Origin of the sequence: Klebsiella sp. AqSCr (assembly GCF_008452795.1) — a bacterium.
GTDB lineage: Bacteria > Pseudomonadota > Gammaproteobacteria > Enterobacterales > Enterobacteriaceae > Klebsiella > Klebsiella pneumoniae.
In genome coordinates this window covers 64,952-82,620 of record NZ_MJDM01000045.1, presented here as the reverse complement: position 1 = coordinate 82,620, position 17,669 = coordinate 64,952, and the positions used below count along the sequence as shown (strand labels likewise).

Annotated in this window: 16 protein-coding genes; all 16 read left to right on the top strand. The window is 57.2% G+C overall.

All coding sequences use genetic code 11. From position 1 onward, the window contains the following. Position 1 precedes the first annotated feature (1 nt). The 16 genes from traO (at position 2) to tnpB (ending at position 17,639) form a co-directional block, all read left to right on the top strand. A complete protein-coding gene (traO, locus tag BHE81_RS26960; RefSeq protein ID WP_103468720.1) occupies positions 2 to 1,342 on the top strand; it encodes a conjugal transfer protein TraO in 1,341 nt (446 codons plus the stop codon). Between the two features lie 6 nt (positions 1,343 to 1,348). Continuing rightward, entirely contained in the window at positions 1,349 to 2,068 is a 720-nt protein-coding gene (traP, locus tag BHE81_RS26955) for a conjugal transfer protein TraP (protein ID WP_103468721.1), read from the top strand. Between the two features lie 9 nt (positions 2,069 to 2,077). Further along, positions 2,078 to 2,611 (top strand): conjugal transfer protein TraQ, encoded by a 534-nt coding sequence (gene traQ / locus BHE81_RS26950; RefSeq protein WP_064357947.1) that lies wholly within the window; start codon positions 2,078 to 2,080, stop codon positions 2,609 to 2,611. 55 nt (positions 2,612 to 2,666) lie between these two features. Next, entirely contained in the window at positions 2,667 to 3,068 is a 402-nt protein-coding gene (locus tag BHE81_RS26945; protein WP_032440588.1) for a DUF6750 family protein, read from the top strand. Between the two features lie 43 nt (positions 3,069 to 3,111). After that, complete coding sequence (locus BHE81_RS26940) at positions 3,112 to 3,675, top strand: conjugal transfer protein TraT (protein ID WP_149888859.1); 564 nt, start codon at positions 3,112 to 3,114, stop codon at positions 3,673 to 3,675. Positions 3,676 to 3,684: 9 nt separating this feature from the next. After that, positions 3,685 to 6,732 (top strand): conjugal transfer protein, encoded by a 3,048-nt coding sequence (locus BHE81_RS26935; RefSeq protein ID WP_103468670.1) that lies wholly within the window; start codon positions 3,685 to 3,687, stop codon positions 6,730 to 6,732. A gap of 9 nt (positions 6,733 to 6,741) precedes the next feature. Then, positions 6,742 to 7,938 (top strand): conjugal transfer protein TraW, encoded by a 1,197-nt coding sequence (gene traW, locus BHE81_RS26930; RefSeq protein WP_103468671.1) that lies wholly within the window; start codon positions 6,742 to 6,744, stop codon positions 7,936 to 7,938. Further along, on the top strand, positions 7,935 to 8,516 hold the full coding sequence (gene traX, locus BHE81_RS26925; RefSeq protein WP_103468672.1) for a conjugal transfer protein TraX: 582 nt from the start codon (positions 7,935 to 7,937) through the stop codon (positions 8,514 to 8,516). Before traW ends, traX begins: the two co-directional genes overlap by 4 nt. Before the next feature lie 41 nt (positions 8,517 to 8,557). Beyond that, a complete protein-coding gene (locus tag BHE81_RS26920; RefSeq protein ID WP_103468673.1) occupies positions 8,558 to 10,702 on the top strand; it encodes a DotA/TraY family protein in 2,145 nt (714 codons plus the stop codon). 65 nt (positions 10,703 to 10,767) lie between these two features. Beyond that, entirely contained in the window at positions 10,768 to 11,391 is a 624-nt protein-coding gene (gene excA / locus BHE81_RS26915; protein WP_087843235.1) for a plasmid IncI1-type surface exclusion protein ExcA, read from the top strand. Between the two features lie 1,038 nt (positions 11,392 to 12,429). After that, complete coding sequence (locus BHE81_RS29190; protein WP_227538285.1) at positions 12,430 to 12,615, top strand: DUF6504 family protein; 186 nt, start codon at positions 12,430 to 12,432, stop codon at positions 12,613 to 12,615. 306 nt (positions 12,616 to 12,921) lie between these two features. Next, positions 12,922 to 14,013, top strand: a complete 1,092-nt coding sequence (locus BHE81_RS26910; RefSeq protein WP_172622156.1) for a thioredoxin fold domain-containing protein — start codon at positions 12,922 to 12,924, stop codon at positions 14,011 to 14,013. Position 14,014: 1 nt separating this feature from the next. After that, positions 14,015 to 16,207 carry an F-type conjugative transfer protein TrbC gene (gene trbC / locus BHE81_RS26905; RefSeq protein WP_064357960.1) on the top strand — a complete coding sequence of 731 codons (2,193 nt, stop codon included), beginning with the start codon at positions 14,015 to 14,017 and terminating at the stop codon, positions 16,205 to 16,207. Positions 16,208 to 16,237: 30 nt separating this feature from the next. Next, the gene (locus BHE81_RS26900) at positions 16,238 to 16,786 is read left to right on the top strand and encodes a phospholipase D family protein (protein ID WP_227678548.1); all 549 of its coding nucleotides are present in this window, start codon (positions 16,238 to 16,240) and stop codon (positions 16,784 to 16,786) included. A gap of 98 nt (positions 16,787 to 16,884) precedes the next feature. Next, positions 16,885 to 17,292, top strand: a complete 408-nt coding sequence (gene tnpA / locus BHE81_RS26895) for an IS66-like element accessory protein TnpA (RefSeq protein WP_048242260.1) — start codon at positions 16,885 to 16,887, stop codon at positions 17,290 to 17,292. Next, complete coding sequence (gene tnpB / locus BHE81_RS26890) at positions 17,289 to 17,639, top strand: IS66 family insertion sequence element accessory protein TnpB (RefSeq protein ID WP_021567584.1); 351 nt, start codon at positions 17,289 to 17,291, stop codon at positions 17,637 to 17,639. Before tnpA ends, tnpB begins: the two co-directional genes overlap by 4 nt. Positions 17,640 to 17,669: the final 30 nt, after the last annotated feature.

Here is a 17,669-nt window from a genome sequence, read left to right as displayed (position 1 = left end):
CATGGCCAACGAAAATGACGCAAGTCGCGATAAGACATTACTGGTCGGGCTGGCTGCCCTCGTCTGTGCCGGCGTTGCCGGAGGGGGCTACCTGCTCTGGAACCACTTTTTTGCCCCGCCGCCGACACCTTCCCGTATCAATGTGACCAACGTTGCCAGTGCCGGGAAACACCAGAGTGCAGAAACTGAGCAGTACCGTCAGCTCCTGCACGAATACAACCGGGAGGGCGCCAGTGCCGCACGGGCGGATAATTCCAGTTTCATCGCCAGTATCCCGGTAGGCGGGAGCACCCCGGTGCATACCGTGGAAGCCCCCCCGAAAGAGAAAAAGCGGAAGCCCGCTCACGAGGAAAAACAGCAGGAGAAGAAAAAGGACGAGGGCCTCAGTAAGTCAGACCAGGCAGCCCTGAATAAACTCCTCGCATCAATGGACACGTCGGCACAGTCGCCGGATCTGCAGCAGGTCTCTCTGGCCGTGGCAACCGAGCCGGGCGCTGCCGCCGAAGGCAGTCAGGCCAAATCGGCTTATGCTGACTGGACATCGTCCATCATGCCCCGGACAACCGGTGGGGGATTATCCGGCGGGGGGGAAAGCACGGCCCCGGTCATCGAGCTGATCCCGGCTTATACACGTGTGCCCGGCTCAGTGGATTTTGGTATTGATTCCGACAACAACCATTCGCCGGCGGTCGTCAGGCTCTATACCGGCCCCTATAAGGGTGCGGTGTTGAAAGCCTCTCAGGCACAACTCGGCGGGGACGGCGTGGTGATCCACATGACAACCATGTACTGGAACCGCAAAAACTACCGTGTTGACGCCTATGCGCTGAAAGACGACACGCTCATGGCCAATGTGGCCACTGACGTGAATCACCACTATATGTCCCGCATCCTGTTGCCGTCGATTGCTGCCGGTATCGGTAAAGCCGGTGACCTCTATGCGGATGCCAATACCGAGATCCTGACCAACGGCTACAGCACGGTGACCAGCCATGCCGGGATGCCGAATGGCGAGGCGGTGGCCGGCGTGGTGGCAGGCGGTGCCGCGTCCAATGCCGCTGACGTGCTCAAGTCGGACGCCGCCAAAATTTCGCCGACTCAGGTCACGGTGGATGCCGGCCAGGCCGTTTATGTCGAGTTTATGGCTGCTGTCACCACGGCTGATGAAATCAAGCCTCGCGGTCAGAACACCACCGGCAACACGGCCACCCCGCTGGCAAACCCGCAGGACAGCCATACCGGCAACGCACTTTCGCCGGTCAGCCCTACGCTCGCACAGCTACGGGAACAAACGCAGTCACGCATCCGGACCCAGTCACAGCCTGAAAACACGTCGGAGTAAAACAACATGAATGAATTTAATCATCCCGCCACAGACAAGGATGATCAGCCAGATATATCGGCCATCGTGCAGCATGAGAAACCGAGTCTGAAATATCTTCTTCTGGAGAAACAGTATGTTCTGGGACTGAACGGTCCCTGGCTTATCGGCATTCTCATCGCCGCCACCCTGGCCATCTGGTATCTCTTTGGCACCACCACCCCGTCATCACAGGATGAGCTGAATGCGGCGGCCGGCTTTGAAAACGTTCCTCCGGCAGCCTCACAACCAGACAACCGGTCATTGTCCTCAACACTGTCACCACCGGCCAGCGATAACGTGAAAGAGGAAGTGGCCACGATGGTGAACGGCGTCAAAACCTACGCGGAAGCCAACCGTACAGCCATCCAGCGGCTGTCCGACACCGTGAAAACCCTGCAGCAGCAGGCGGCCACCGCGCAGCAGCTGCAGAGCCAGTATCGGGAGGAGATCAACATCCTGAAGTCACGGGTGGCGACACTGGAGGTGGAGAAGGTCAATACCGCAACGTCCGCCCCCCATCGCCCGCGCCTGCTGACGTCAGGCATGAAGGTCAGTTCAGTCCAGGACGGTGCGGCGTGGATCTTCTGGAAAAACAAAACCTGGGCCGTCCGTGAGGGCGATACCCTGGCTGACGGTAAAGTCAACATCATCCGGATCGATTCGGCAAACCGCCAGGTATTCACGACTGAAGGCGTGATCCGTTAAGGGGGATACATGGTTGATGCCCTGACGGCACTGGTCAACCTGGCCAGTGCGATCCACACCAGTGGTAACCGGTTCATCTTCGCCCTGGCTGTTGTGCTTGGCATTTATGGGGTGATGTTCGCACTGACCAAAGAGGCCCGACTGGCCCGCCAGGTGCCGGGCCACAACGGTACGGGAAAAATCATCGGCGTCGTCATTCTCGGCGGCATGCTGATAGGGCTGTCCCAGATAATCAATGCTGGGGCCGCCCAGCTCGGCTGGTCTGATGTCACCTTTGATGAGGTCTCGTATGTTTCCACCGACACCTTTGGTCAGGGTGCCGATGCGGCCAATGCCCTGCTGACGCTTCTCCAGACGCTGGGTATAGCCTATGCACTGTCCGGCACACAGCGCATTAAACGTTCACTGAAAGACGGCCACACCGGTCTGTCAGCCGGTGAAGATGTGGGAACCGGCGCCGTGAAATTCATTACCGGGGTGTTTCTTATCTGCGCCCCGACACTGCTCGATGCTATCCAGACCAGCCTCGGTCTGTCTCTCTAGTCTGTCCTCCGCTCTCGCGGAACATTTAAACCAAAACTACCTGTAAGGAGACGTTATGTCTGCAATCTTCGATCGTGTCTTAAAAGCTTCCATCACTGCACATGAGCTGCGCCATTCCATGAAACGTAAATTCACTGCCGGTATGGCAAGCCTGGTGGCGTTAACCCCGCTCAGCGCCCTCGCTGACGGTACCCTGACCGACATGGTTGATGAGGGGGCGAGCGGGATGAGCGATGTGGAAAAAGACGCGCTGGTTTTCGCCGAAGGTGTCGGTGTGCTGATCGTGTTTGCGACCATCATCGCCATGAAGAACAAGGAGAAAAGTCCGCACATCACCACCAAAGGCATCATTATCGGCTGGGTTGTCGGGATCTTCCTCATCGGGCTGGGTGAAATCGTTCGCCGTTCGCAGAGCCAGGTGGGTCTGACCGAAGTCACCGTCGGTTCCGGTAGCTAATCATCACAACGGGCAGCCTTCGTGCTGCCCTCCGGAGGTCTCAGTGACACAAAAAGGTGTTGATGATGTCGCCTGGCTGGATGTCAGCGGTGATGACACGCCGCCCTCACCAGTTCAGGTAAATGCTGAATGTTGCTCACGGTGCCGGTGGCCCGCCCGGCGGCTTTTCCGGCTCAGTGAAGCAGAGAACGACGCGGTCTGTGCAGTCTGCTGGATAAGCCACAACCTGGACACGGCGTCAGCACACCAGGGCGACCTGTGCTGGTTACCGGGGCTTCATGCCGCAGACGTCGTGAACCTGCAACGGATCGCCTGTATCGCGGCCATCGCCGGCAACAGTCACGCGAAAAAACAGGGGCAACGGGTGCTGCTATGGATGCGCCGCCACAAACGGGAAACCGAACGCGCCTGGGATACGTCCCGCCCGGCTGAATTTGCGGCGGTGATGTCACGCTTACACCCGGATGACCGGCGGGCATTCCGTCAGCGACTGGCAGGCTGTCATCTGGTCCTGCCGGCCACCGTGTTCAGCGATCTCACATTGCTGCTGCCTGCCGGCATGGACGCGGACGCCCTGCTGAACACTCTCACACTCCCCAGGCTGTAGGAGCTATATATGTCATTAATGAATGCGGTTGAAGATTTCATCACCTCGGTCAGCCGGCACACGGTTTCTAATGCAATGCCGGACTACTGCGACCTGCGGACCATCGTCAATCTGACGGAGTCAGATCGCAACTTCTATCCGGATATGCAGGTCCCCTTTATCGCCGTTACCGACGCCGGCCATTATGCCTCTACTTTTGAGGTACAGGGTGGCTTCTGTGAAATGGATGAGGACGCCCCCGCCAGTCAGAAATTCAGTTTTGACGGGTTTATCAATAAAGTGGCCACGGCAATGGCCACGGATTTTAAATCGACGGGCCACAAAATCTCGATGGTGATGGAGAATGACCCCAACCAGGGCAATGCGGAACTGAAGCGCCTGCTGGCACACCAGTACCGCTCCATTGCCCGCACTGGTGTGGACATGGCGGACATTCTGGATGAAAAGATCGCCAAAATTTCCCCGTGGGTCAGCCGTGAACGCGTCTGGCTGACCTGCTGGACGGGGCGAGAAACCCTTTCGCCTCAGGAGTTGAAAGGCGACATGCGTCGGATCAGCGGACTCGTCAGTAAAGCGCCCGGCACGCAGTTTGGCCAGGTCCCCGCGTTCTCCGAACTGACAGGGCTGAAAATTCGCCATGACGCCTTTCTCAACACGATAAAAACCGCCCTTTTTGACGGGGGGGATGGCCAGCTTATCGATCTGATGGATGTCCATCAACTGGGCCGGGAGATCCGCCGTCAGGTGGACAGGAAGGGCACCGATGAAGCCTGGCGGCCGGTGCTGGCGTCCGATCGCGTCAGACCTCACGGGAAACGTAACCGGGAAGACGCTTCACCGCTCTTCGCCCCCTGGCTGAACTACCAGCTCATGGGTGTGGATGCCGACGCCGAAAACAACTTCATTAACATTAACGGCATGTGGCACGCCACGCTCTCCGTGGCGATGGGCCCACAGCAGCTATTAACCTTCGCTCAGCTGAAAGCCCGGATCCCCCGTTCCGTACCGTACCGTATTCGCATGGATGTCATGCCGGGAGGACTGAAGAGTCTGTCATGGAAAGGCACCCTGCTCACGTATACCGCTTATATCCCGCCACTGCGCCCCATCTGGGAGGCGGTGGAAGAACTGAAGAAGCGCGACAGTCACGATCCGGTCTGTGTGATGACGATAGTGGCTTCAACCTGGGGAGAAACGAAGGAAGAGGCAACGCTGAACCTCACCCTGCTGACCAAAGCGTTTCAGGGCTGGGGCGTCTGTGAGGTGACCAGTACGTTTGGTAATCCCTACCGTGCCTGGGCGTCAACGTTACTGGCGGCCCGGACTGGTGGTGGTCCACACAACCTGTATCCACCGCTGAAAGATGCGCTCAGCTTGCTGCCGTTAAGCCGGCCCGCGTCAGCCTGGTCCGATGATGCCTCGATTGTTTTCCCAACCCCTGACGGCAAAATCATTCCGGTGGGGCTGGCGTCAGCGAAGCAGAATAAGCACACCGAGGTGATTGTCGGTGAACCCGGTTCGGGTAAGTCGCTCATCATGAACATGCTCAGCAATGCTATTGTGTGCAACGCCCAGCAAAAACTGCCCTTTATCGCGGTTGTCGATAAGGGCTACAGCGCCCAGGGACAAATCCAGCTTATCCGGGACAGCCTGCCCCCGGAACGCAAGGATGAAGCCATCGGCTGGGCGCTGCGCAATCACAGCGATCACTGCCGCAATATGTTTGACATCCAGCTGGGTGCCCGTTACCCCATCGCCCCGGAACTAACCTGGATGAAAAGCATGCTGACCGCGATGTGTATTGACTCCAACACCGGTCTGCCGCCTAACTCCCGCGATATCGACGTCCTGCTGGAGCGGGTGATTACGATGGCCTATCGCGATAAGGATGAAACCAGCCCCAATAAGTTTTCAGACGGCGCATCGCCGGAGATCACCCGGGCGTTAAAAGCGTCCGGCCTCTGGACCCGGTATGACGAGGAATGGTGGGACGACTGTCCCTGGTATGACGTCCGCGACATGCTGTTCAGCGCCGGCTACGTGAAAGAGGCCCAGCTGGCACAGTTCCTCGCCGTGCCGGAACTCTCCGACATGAGCGAGTACATCAACAGCCCGGAGATCAAAGCGAGCTTCGGCAACGTCTGTCGTGATAACTCCCAGGAGCTGCTGACAGAGTATGTCGCCCGCGTGATCGGCCAGGCGTGTAACACTTATAAAATGCTGGCCGGCCGGACCCGGTTCATTATTAACCCGGCCACCCGCATTATTGCCATCGACCTGAATAATGTCGTCGGGGATAAAAGTGCCGAAGGGCAGTTGCGTACCGGCATCATGTACCTCTTCGCCGGCCAGGTGAGCGGCGGAGACTTCATCCTGCCGCAGTACCGTAAAGAGCTGATGGCCGCGGTACCGGAGATGTACCGGCCGATGCACATGGAAAAACTGGATCAGCTTGACCAGGAAGTGAAGTCGAAATACTACGACGAACTCCACAACGCTTCGGACGTGCCGTTTATCTTCCCGATGCTGGAAACGCAGGATCGTGAACAACGTAAATTTGGTATCCGTACCGTACTGTGCTCACAGTACCTGACCGACTTCCCTGACACGATTCTGAAATCGGCCAACTCGGTGTATCTCATGCACTGCCGCCCCGAAGATGAACGGGCGCTTGTCGACCACTTCCAGGTACCGGAAGTCACCATCCGGAAGTTCATGCAAATACCGAAAGGCCCGGCCGCTGATGGCAGCGGGACGAGCTTTCTTGCCGTATTCCGCACGAAAGCCGGTCGCATCGCCCACATTCTGAAAAACACCGCGGGCCCGAAAGAACTCTGGGCGCTGAGTTCATCGCCGGGCGACACCGCCCTTCGGGATTATCTGTATGAGGAACTGGATGGCGCCACCGCGCGCGACATTCTGGCGGAAAACTTTGAGCACGGTTCGGCTCAGCGTGTCATTGAATTCCGTCGCAAGAAGGCCGGCGAACAGGACGCCGGGAACGTCACCCGCCATCTCGCCCGGGAAATTATCGAAAAACGCGGTTACCGCCTCTGAGGTGAATCCATGAAACGAAAACTTTTAGCCGCCGCATTGTCCATCGCATGCGGACAGGCTCTTGCTGCCTACCCGGTTAGCGTTATTTCCAGCGTGCCGATCACAAGCCAGGTTGTGCCCCATCTGACAACGATGCAAACCACGCTGGCAGAAATCCTGACCACCAACACGGAAATCGGCAGCGCCATTACCCAGGCGAGCGATAAAAACACGGCGACACTGACAGAAGGCTTCCAGGCACAACGTCAGGCGGACAATTTCGGCCGTGAAACCGAACGTCTGGAAAAGGCTCGCGCCAGCTTTAGCGTGCCGGACAGCATCTGCAGCGAATCGGCGTCCGGCGTGGCGCATCAGGTTCATAATACTGCCCGGGCCACCGCGTCCTCTCTGGCGTCAGGCAGCGGGATCAGCAACTCGGCCATTCAGAAAGCTGTGGCTTCCGCGCCGGTTCTCCCCGCGCAGGATGATTACCGCAGCGCCGCCATTCACGCGAATTACTGCACCAGTGCCGAATACGCGGTGTATGGCGGCACCTCGCTGTGCCAGTCGGTGTCCTCCGACATGCCTGGCGGCGACATCCAGGTCCAGTCGCTCTATGACGGTGCCGGCGCCGCGGGTAAAGAGCCGGAACTCACCTTCAGTGATGACCAGATCGATGCCGGGATGGCGTACATGCGGAACAGCGCGAAACACAGTCCCGGGCGCACGCTCGGCAAGGGAGAAATCAAGAATGAAACCGGCTGGCAGTACCAGGGCCTGCTGACGCAGTACAAGGCGATTCAGAGTGCCGCCCAGCAACCGCAGTTATCGATGATTGCGGACAGTAAACCCAACAGCAGCACGACCACCGCGCTGAAAGAAGCGCTGGAAAATGCATCCGCCAGGTCGTATTTCGATGACACCGCGTCAGATCTGGCCAAAAGTAACTACCAGATGTCAGCCCGCGAGTTTGAAAGTTTCGAAGTCGGCCGCCGGTATGCCAATACCGATTACCAGGAAGACCTGCAGGCAATGGATGGCGATAACCTGATGCGCGAACTGATCCGGGTACAGTCACTGTCAAATTATCTGCAGCTCGGCATTAAGAACCAGCTCAGGGAAAGCAACATTATCGCCGGCCAGCAACTCGCCCTGGCGGCTGACCGGGAATATCGCCCGCAGCTGCAGGCACTGATGCAGGAAATCAGCGGAGGCGTCGCCAAATGACACACAAATCCCATGATGACCAGACCGAACCGGCCGGACAGACACCGCGTTCAACGGCAGTAAAAAGGGCCCGCAAGGCCCTTTCATTGTCGGTCTCGATTTTTACACCCATAAACGACATGCGCCGTGTGGGGGCGGACGTCAGCCAGTCCCTGAAGAGCAGTATCTTCCGGCTGAAGGCCTTCCGGCGTCAGGCGCGTGAGGAAAAACGCGAGAAGCTGACATTTGAACAGGCTGTCCAGGCCAGTGGCTACAGTCTGCCGCAGTTGCTGTGGAAGTACCGTTTTCTCAAGCGATTGTGGTGGGTGGTCGCCGGGCTGTTCTTGGTCCTGACGCCCGTTCTGATGGCTATGATACTGTTGACGGCCTCCACCCTGCCCTCGATGACGTTCTGGCGGGCGATCATTTTTGTGGTGATCTTCGCCGCGCTGGCCAGTCTGGCGGCACTGAAGGTTGTGATATGTCAGTACCGCCTCTGGCAGCTGCAGCAACGCCGCGTCAGTGACGAAGAAGGCGGACGATTCAGCGATTTCCTCCACCACGCACACTGGATCAAAGACGCCTTGAACCCTATCTGAACGGGTCCCTCTGTTCTTACTCATTTACGCGCAGGCTTTCTATGAAACTATTTAAGCAGCCCCTGCAGGGTCTGTTGCTGCTGCTCATCTCGTTGCCGGCCCTGGCCGATGACGTGACGTACAGCACCATTCGTGACGCTGCTGAAAATTCAAGTGACCTCTCCCGCCAGGCGTTGGTTACCATCTTTGGCGACGTGGTGACGTCGCCCTTTACTTCAACGGATACCACCGTCATCGGTTCCCTGTTCGGCATCCTGAACGGCGTTATCTGTGCCATTGCTCTGTTCTGGTTTCTGACTGTCACCCTCAAAAGCATTGTCAAAGCGGGTAATGCCGGCAAAGTCTTCGGCAGTACGCGCACCGCGATGGCGCCCCTCATGTCCTTTGTCGGGTTCATCACCCTGGTCCCGACAACGAGCGGCTGGTCGCTTTCGCAGCTGATCATGCTGTGGGCGGCGTCCATCATGGGGGTGGGCGGCGCCAATCTGCTGACAAACAAAGCTGTGGATATGATGGATGACGGGTATTCACTGGTCACGCAACCCGTCGCCAGCTCGACGCGGGATGCAGCCCAGCAGATTTTTGAGATGAACCTGTGCAAGTATGCCATCAACGAACAGCTCAGCGGCTTCTACGACGATGCCGGCTCAGCGAGCACGTCAGAGATGAGCACTTCCGGCAGTGACGGCAGTTATGAAACCAGCAACGGCAGCGCCTATTGTGGGACCGCGAAAATCCCCACGACCACGCGCAGCAGCAGCTGGTCGGTCTTGTTTGATTCCGATGTGGATACTGACGCTATTGTCAGCGCACAGAAGTCAGCATTGGATACCATGCAGACGACCCTCGACAGCGCCGCACAGGCATTTGTCAGTACCTATATCAGCAAACGTGATGATGACTCCGGTACGCTGACCGATGTCGAAACCACTATCCAGAATGCGGCAACCGCCTATGAGAACACCATTAACTCTGCGCTCAATCAGATTGACTATGAAGACACTCTGCAGAGCAGCCTGACCAGCAACATGAAAACCTACGGCTGGATCGCTCTGGGTGCCTGGTACCAGACGTTTGCGACTGCGAACGCCAAGACTTCTGATGTGGGTAAATCGGCACCCACCGTCAGCGGGCCGACGGGCCTGGGGGAAATGGGCAACACCGACCTGTATCAGCAGGTGTTCACCGCCTATAACACCCAGTTGCAGAATAGCAGCTACACCGCAACGCTCGGTACCAAGACCAGCAAAACGGACATCGAGACGGGCCGGGCAAAGGATCCGAAATCAGTGTTCATCGGACTGTTTAACAGCCCGATGCAGCAGCTGACAAACTGGATTGCGACAAGGAATATCGGCCAGGTAAATGACGACAGCAACCAGCTCAACCCGTTGCTGCAGATGAAAACCATCGGGGACTACACCCTGGATACCGTAGGTGCGGCGCTGACATCTTATGTGGCCATTCAGGGGTCGATTGCATGGAGCGGTAATAATATCGTGGGCCGAGTTACCAACGGGCTGACCGGCTGGAAAGCGACCCTGGTGGCTATCATGCAGGCGCTGTCCCCTCCGTTCTACTTCCTGCTGCTGATCCTCTTCTCGGCGGGCTTCAGCCTGTCAGTGCTGCTGCCAGCGATCCCGTTCATCTACTGGATGACCGGCGTCCTGAACTGGTCCGTCAGCGTGCTGGTTGGCTGTGCCGCCGGCCCGATGTGGTCCGCCACGCACCTAGGCACCGAAGAGGACCGGGGAAGCCGCGCGGCCTACGGCTATGTCTTTCTTATCGACATGATGCTGCGCCCCAGCCTGATGGTACTGGCCTTCTTCTTTGCCTCTGTGGCTATCGTGGCAGCCGGCACGATCCTGAACCTGCTGTTTGCCTCGGCGCTGGCCAACGCACAGATTGACTCCTGGACCGGGCTGTTTACTGCCGTTGGTTGGTTGCTTATCTATGCCCGGATTTCCACCACCGTGGCCACCAAAGTGTTCTCGATGCTGGTCGTCATCCCGGATTACGTGATCGGCTTCCTGGGCGGACGTGAAGGGGCTTCTCTGTTCAGCGGCCTGAGCGATTCGGTCTCGAATATCTTTGCTGGCGTCGGGCGCACGGTTAACCCGGGCCGCGTCCCGGGAATGGATGCCAAAGAGCGTACCCCCGGGGACAAGGATGGATTTAAAGGATAACGAACTTATCCCGGATCAATGGGTTATGTTATAATTTAACCATAAATTAACAACGAGGGCAGCTTATGGAAAGCCAGCGGGAACGTACCGGCATGGAAACTTTCGTGTCACTGTTAAAATTCTGGGCCGCGATGATCTACTTCCCTGTGTGCCTGCTTTTCGCCTTTATCTGTACCATATCTTCAAGATCTGAAGATGATGGCAAGGCGCTACTGTTCTGGGTGCTGTTTGTGACGCCCTTCATCATTCGTCAGTTTACCCTGCGCAAGCGACGCCGCGCGCTGAACAGCGTGGTGAATGCCGTCAGTGGTGAGGAGTTTATGCCACAGAAAGGGAACGTCATCATTTCGGGCAACCGGACCTATCTGGGCGTGGATGCCATCCGGGGAACCCTGCTTTACGTCAGTATGCGTCGCAAGGGGGAATACGATGTGATGGGGCTGGACATGTCCAGCTGGACGCGGGTGGCGTATAAGGGGGATGTCATCACCCTCAAAACCAAAAACCCGGAACTCCCCAGCGTCAGCGTCGATGCACCGGGCGGTGAGAAGTATTCCTCCGCGCTATATGACGTCATCTGTGCGATGGAGCACCGGCAGTATGCGGATCTGCAGTTCCCTCAGAAGGTCCATGAGCGTGCCCGTACCGCCCGCAAAGAGACCGGACTGGCGATGTTCAGCTACACCTGACACTCCGTCGCGTTAACGTCACCTCTGCCATACCGCCCCCGAGTCCCGGGGGCTTTCAGTTTCTGCATCCCTGATCTGCTTATCGTGTTAATGAGGTCCCTATGTCTCAGAACCGTCAGGCCGCTTCCGGCCATGATGACGCCTACGGCTTTCTGCTGATCCCTGCCGCCCTCGTGATTATCTGCTGGCTGTGGTTCAGTAAATTTGTATGGGTATCGTGCCTGCTGCTCTACTGGCTATGGGGGATGGTCGATTTTCAGCGTATCCATCCCTGGGTCGCGGAAAAAATCAACCTGCTGGCCCGTACCGGCAATCACGCCCAGGCTGTCTCCTGGCATGACTGGTTCGCCGTGATGAATGAAACGTCCGGCATCCTGCTTATTTTTCTGCTCCCCATTGCCATCGGTGCGCTGGTCAGTATCAAAAACCATCCGTCCCGGCCGATAAAGAGCAAGCGTATCGTCAATATCCACACGCTGCCGCAGATCATGAGCAAATGGTCGCCGGCCATTGTGCCGGTGCTGGCAGAAAGCCGGTCGGCGGACCTGTTAATGAACGATGACGGCCCGGAACGCCGCTGGGCGGAAAAACCGGAAGAGTTCGCCACCAGGCATGGTCTTATCGCCTCGCGCATACTGGACCGGGAAAAAGCCCGTGACGTTTTTATCTCTCAGCTGGGTACACGGTTGTCGGCCTCTCCGGACACATTGCAGGATTATGAGAAAGCCCTGTTTGCCGTGTTCGGCCTGCAGGTGTTGATGAATAACCGGAAAGCCGCCAAAAAACTGCTGGATGATCTGAACCGCAGCTGCCTCCCGCGCAACCGTAAAGAACGTAAGCGCACGAAAAATCTGTACCGTCCTGATTTTTCCCGGGCAGAAAAAGCCTTTCAGAAGGTCTGGCAGGCGGAGGGGATGAAAGAAATCCATGCCACACACCAGTACGTCAGAACGGCTCTCAGCGGCCTGCTGGGCCACGATATTCGCCTGCCGCCGTCACAGTATCTCTGGCTGAAGCCCATCGATCGCACACTCTGGTATGCCCTGCACGGTGCCGATACCGCCAGCGTTTTTGTGGAGGGGGCGGGCGTCATTGCTCAGACGCGTTTTGAAATCGTGGTACGAAAAGAGAAGCTGCCATTGCAGATCGACTATGTCGAATCCGCCATCGACGGGCTGCAGTACGAGCTGGAAGGGCTGGGTCTGGTGCATGAGCGACGCGTGAAGAAAACCGAACGCCGGAAGCAAGAACCTGACTGGTTACCCCCGACGCTCAGCCAGGACAGCTTTACTGACCTCCAGGGCGATGAACCGGAACCTGCAGAAGCAGAACAGCCTGAAGATAACGCTGCTGCAGCGGAGGCGCATCCCGACCAGGACGCCGGGAGACACACCGGGCCGTCCACTTCCCCCCTCACTGATACCGCCTCAGCTGCCGTATCGACCGTTACCGCACCTCACGTATCACATGACGCCGCAGCCGGTGAGGCGGCGGACGACGATGAACCTGCTTTTATATAAGGCCCCAACGATGATGACTCCGACATTTAATGCCCGTATATCTGGTAATCACCTGATTGCTTCACTGAATGACGACACACCGATTTTTTCTCTCAATGTGAGCGAGGACCCGAGTTTCTGGATCGAGGGGGGCACACTGATGGCCAGCCTGAATACCTACAGCAGCCATCCGGTATACCGGGCCCTGGACTATAAAGAGGCAGAACAACTGCTGTCTGTCATTACCCGGGTACTCAGCGATCGTAAGCCGAAAATAAAGTGGAAGAGCACGCTCCTGCCCGCGGCTGCGCTACTTGTTACCTGTTTTGCCGTCTGGCGTTTTGCGCCTGCAACACCCTCGCAGGGCGTGCCGCCGTTCGGACCGGCAGAGCCCCGGAATGCCACGGCGGAAACGGCCGCACCGCGCTTCCAGGGACTACCGGAGCTGCGCAACCCTGCGCCGGGTAATCCCTATTTTGGCAACCACACAACACCGAATGCCGACAATGGCCAGCCGATGCCGGCAGCTTCCCCTGTCCGGCCCTCAGCAACTCGGCCGGTTTCCGTGGCCAGTCAGGAAACGCTGAGCCCACACATTATGCAGAACCTGCAGAAAGCAGCAGGCCGCGGCTATTTCACCGTCCCCCTGTCTTCCGGACACGAACGGACACTGTACGTTTTTGCCGATCCGGAGTGCCCTAATTGCAAAAACTGGGAGCCGGTCGTCGAAGCATTAGGTAATGAATACAACGTGGTGGTCTTCCCCGTCTCTGCGATTGGTAAAGAGAAATCTGTCCGGAAAATCCAGTCTGTCCTGTATCTGGAGACGGCGCACCGCGCAGCGGCCTGGAAGAAACTGTTTTCGGTTGACGAGGGCATGCTCACCATTGGCAAAAAGAAAACCGGTGACGATCAAAAAGAAACCCCGGCACAACGCGATGATAAACGCTGGAAAATCGCCGGCGAGGCGCTGGCCATTAACGATGTCGCGTTCAGGCAATACCGTATCCCCGGCACGCCCTGGGTCATTGCCGACGACGGCCGCCATGTACCGCAATCAACGATGAAAGATCCGGCCACCCTGCGCGCCTTCATGGCAGAGCACAGCAACGCGGAGAACTGATATGCAACAGAAGCAGAAACCGGTCGATGCCGCCCGGCTGCAGCGTCAGGTACATCAGAGCATGGTCGAAGAGATGGCGTATCGCACCGGCCCCCTGCTGCTCGCCATTATCGCCATATTTGGTGCGGCAATAGTCTGGCCTGTCCTTCTGTGGGCGGCCATTCCGGTCATGCTGGTCTGGGTCCCGATGTTCATGCTGAATGAATTCCGAATGCCGGCGAGGATGCCAATGGACATGGACAGACTGGATCCGTCAACGGAAACCATGCGGCCCGGCAAACTGCTGGGCTTTCTGCCCGTCACTAAGCTTAACCGGCATATGGAAAAGGCGGCGGGCGTGTTCTATACCGGATACGAACGCACGCTCGATGGCGGCCGTGAGATATGGCTGCGCATGGATGACCTGACGCGCCATCTCATTCTTATGGCCACCACCGGTGCCGGCAAAACCGAGATGTTGCTTGGTTTTGTGTTAAATGCACTGTGCTGGGCGAAAGGGCTGATCTTCTCTGACGGTAAGGCCCAGAATGACGTCTGGTTTGCTGTCGCCTCCCTGTCCCGCCGCTTTGGCCGTGAAGACGATCTACGGTTGCTGAACTACATCACCGGCGGCCAGAGCCGCTCTCAGCGCCTGCTGGAGAATGACAAATCACGCCAGCAGTCCAATAACACGAACCCGTTTGCGCTGGCCCAGGAAACCTACATCACGCAGCTGATGGATTCCATGATGCCGGAAGCCGGCAACGACCGTACCTGGCAGGAAAAAGCCAAGGGGATGAACCAGGTCCTGACAAAGGCCCTGATTTACAAAAGCCGCAAGGAACAAAAGGTGATGTCGCAGCGGCTGATCCAGGAGTACCTCTCCCTGGATAAGTTCGCGGAGCTCTATCTGCAGGCTGAAGCTGAGGAATGGCACGAAGAAATTCGAACCGGGCTGCGTAATTATCTCTCAACCAGCGTGCCGGGCTTTGATATGAGTCTGATCACCAAGCCATCAGAGTGGTCGCAGGAGGCGCGTAACCAGCATGGTTATCTGACGAGCCAGTACAACCGTATGCTGTCACTCTTCAGCGATACCTATGGCCACGTGTTTTCATCCGGCGCCGGGGATATTGACCTGCGGGATGTGGTCCACAATGACCGTATTCTTGTCATCCTTATCCCGGCACTGGAGCTATCCGCGTCAGAAGCGCTCACGCTGGGGCGACTGACAACCTCACAGCTGGCGATGATCCTGAGCCAGGACCTGGGCGAAAGGATGGAGGGGAAAGCGGAAGACATACTGGTTATCAAAAAATTCAGGGACCGCTTTCCCTTTTTATGGCTGGCAGATGAAGTCGGTTCGTACTACTCCGATACCATCGGTCAGCTGGCCACCCAGGTCCGCTCCCTCGGCTATGCGCTCGTTCTGGCAGGTCAGGACCTGCAGAAGCTCAAAACGGCTGTAGGGGACAAGCTCTGGACGCTGCTCGGCAACATGTTCACCCGCATCTTCGGGACCATCATCGATCCAACTGAAACCGCAGAGTTCGCCGCGAAATCAGCCGGGATGGAATACCAGGCCATTCAGGACAGTATGGAATACCGCGCCGGCGCGATCGGGGGGAGCTATGCCGATACCGGGCGCGTTACGGTCCAGGAGAAACCGAAACTGCCCTTTGATGAACTGCAGGCTTTAAACCAGGGTGAGCAGGCCACGGTCTTCAAAGGGGCCGTGATCCGGAACAACGCCCTGTACATCGCGGATGACGACAAAATCACCGACAAGGACGTCCGCATCAACCGGTTTGTTGAGGTGGAATGGCCAACGTATGACAGCCTGTCTCACCTGCTGCCGGCAAAAGTCCGCCGTGACCGCCCTCGTCCGGCCAGTATCAACCGCATTATGGCCATCGTGAAAAACGACAACATCAGACACGCCCCTGACAGCATGATCATTCAGGATGGCGTGCTGTATGCCATTGCCGATGAAGCCATGTATTTCGACGAAGTCTCCCCCGTGCCCCCCGATACAGTCCGGCGCGCGACGCAGCTGCTCAGCCTCGCCGCCTCGGTACTGACCGAGACCCGGGGCCGTTACAGCGTCGAATACCCGGAGCCGGAAAAACTGTCCGTCAAAAAGGATGAACTGGAAAAATACCAGCACATTCACCAGTCGGCCGTCACTCAACAGGTTGACGGTTTCGTTTACTGATCTTCGGCTGCCTGTCCCGGTGGCCACATCATGAAAGGTATCCCCATGTTAAAAAAAATAGTGGTGGCGGCCGTAATGGCCACCACACTCTCTTCGTCCCTGTCAGCGATCGCCGCTCCTTCCGTGCAGGTCGGTTTCAGCCCGGAAGGGACCGCCCGGGAACTGGTGCTCAGCACCATCCATCATGCCCGTGAGTCCGTCCGTATGATGGGATACAACTTTACCGCTGCGGATATTGCGAAAGCCTTGGCGTCCGCCAGCCGGCGTGGTGTGGACGTTAAAGTCATCCTGGATAATAGAGAAAACCAGAACAAATATTCGAAAGCGGCACTCAATATCCTGGTGAATGCCGGCGTGAACGTGCGTCTGACGGATGCCTATAAAATCCACCATGACAAAGTCATTATCATCGACCAGAACACGGTTGAAACCGGCTCATTCAACTTCAGTAAAGCTGCGGAGTATTCGAATTCAGAAAATGCGCTGGTTCTGAATGATATGCCACAGGTGGCCAGCGTCTATCTGGAACACTGGCAGTCCCGCTGGGACACGGGACGTGACTGGAAATCGACGTATTAACAAAGGCTGTTAGTAAGCGTCAAGCCACTGCCGCCTGTTGCGATTACTAACGATTGACGATGATAGAGTCCTCTTATTAACGTTAATGGACTCTATCAATGTCAAACACTCTTCAGCCCCGCAGGGCGCGGGCGTCCTACTCAATGGACTTTAAGCTGGCTCTCGTCGAAAAGTCATATCAGCCTGGAGCCTGTGTTGCCCGGTTGGCGCGGGATAATGGAATTAATGACAATCTGCTGTTTACCTGGCGCCAGCGTTACAGACATCTTCTGCCCGATGAAATACAACGGTCAATCAGAGAGCAAGACTCTGTTATCCCCGTTGTCTTGCCTGATATGGTCCTGTCACACCATGCTGAGCCGCACTATGAATCCGCCGCTCCAGCCTGCCGCGAGGCCATGACATGCGAGGTGACTGTCGGCGGTGCCAGCCTGCGTCTGTCCGGGGATTTATCACCTGCACTTCTGAAAACGCTGATCCGCGAGCTGAGCGGGAGGAGCCGATGATACCCTTACCGTCAGGCACTCGTATCTGGCTGGTTGCCGGGGTCACCGATATGCGTAAGTCCTTCAATGGTCTGGGCGAACTGGTCCAGCATGTTCTTGATGACAATCCGTTCTCCGGCCACCTGTTTATCTTCCGTGGTCGTAAAGGTGACACCGTGAGGATCCTCTGGGCTGATGCTGACGGTCTGTGTCTGTTTACCAAACGTCTGGAAGAGGGACAGTTCGTCTGGCCTGCTGTACGCGACGGCAAAATCGCCATCACCCGCTCACAACTCGCCATGCTCCTCGATAAGCTGGACTGGCGGCAACCTAAAACTGCACGCCTTAACTCACTGACGATGTTGTAAAAAGCGCATGACCGCATTATAAATGGGGTC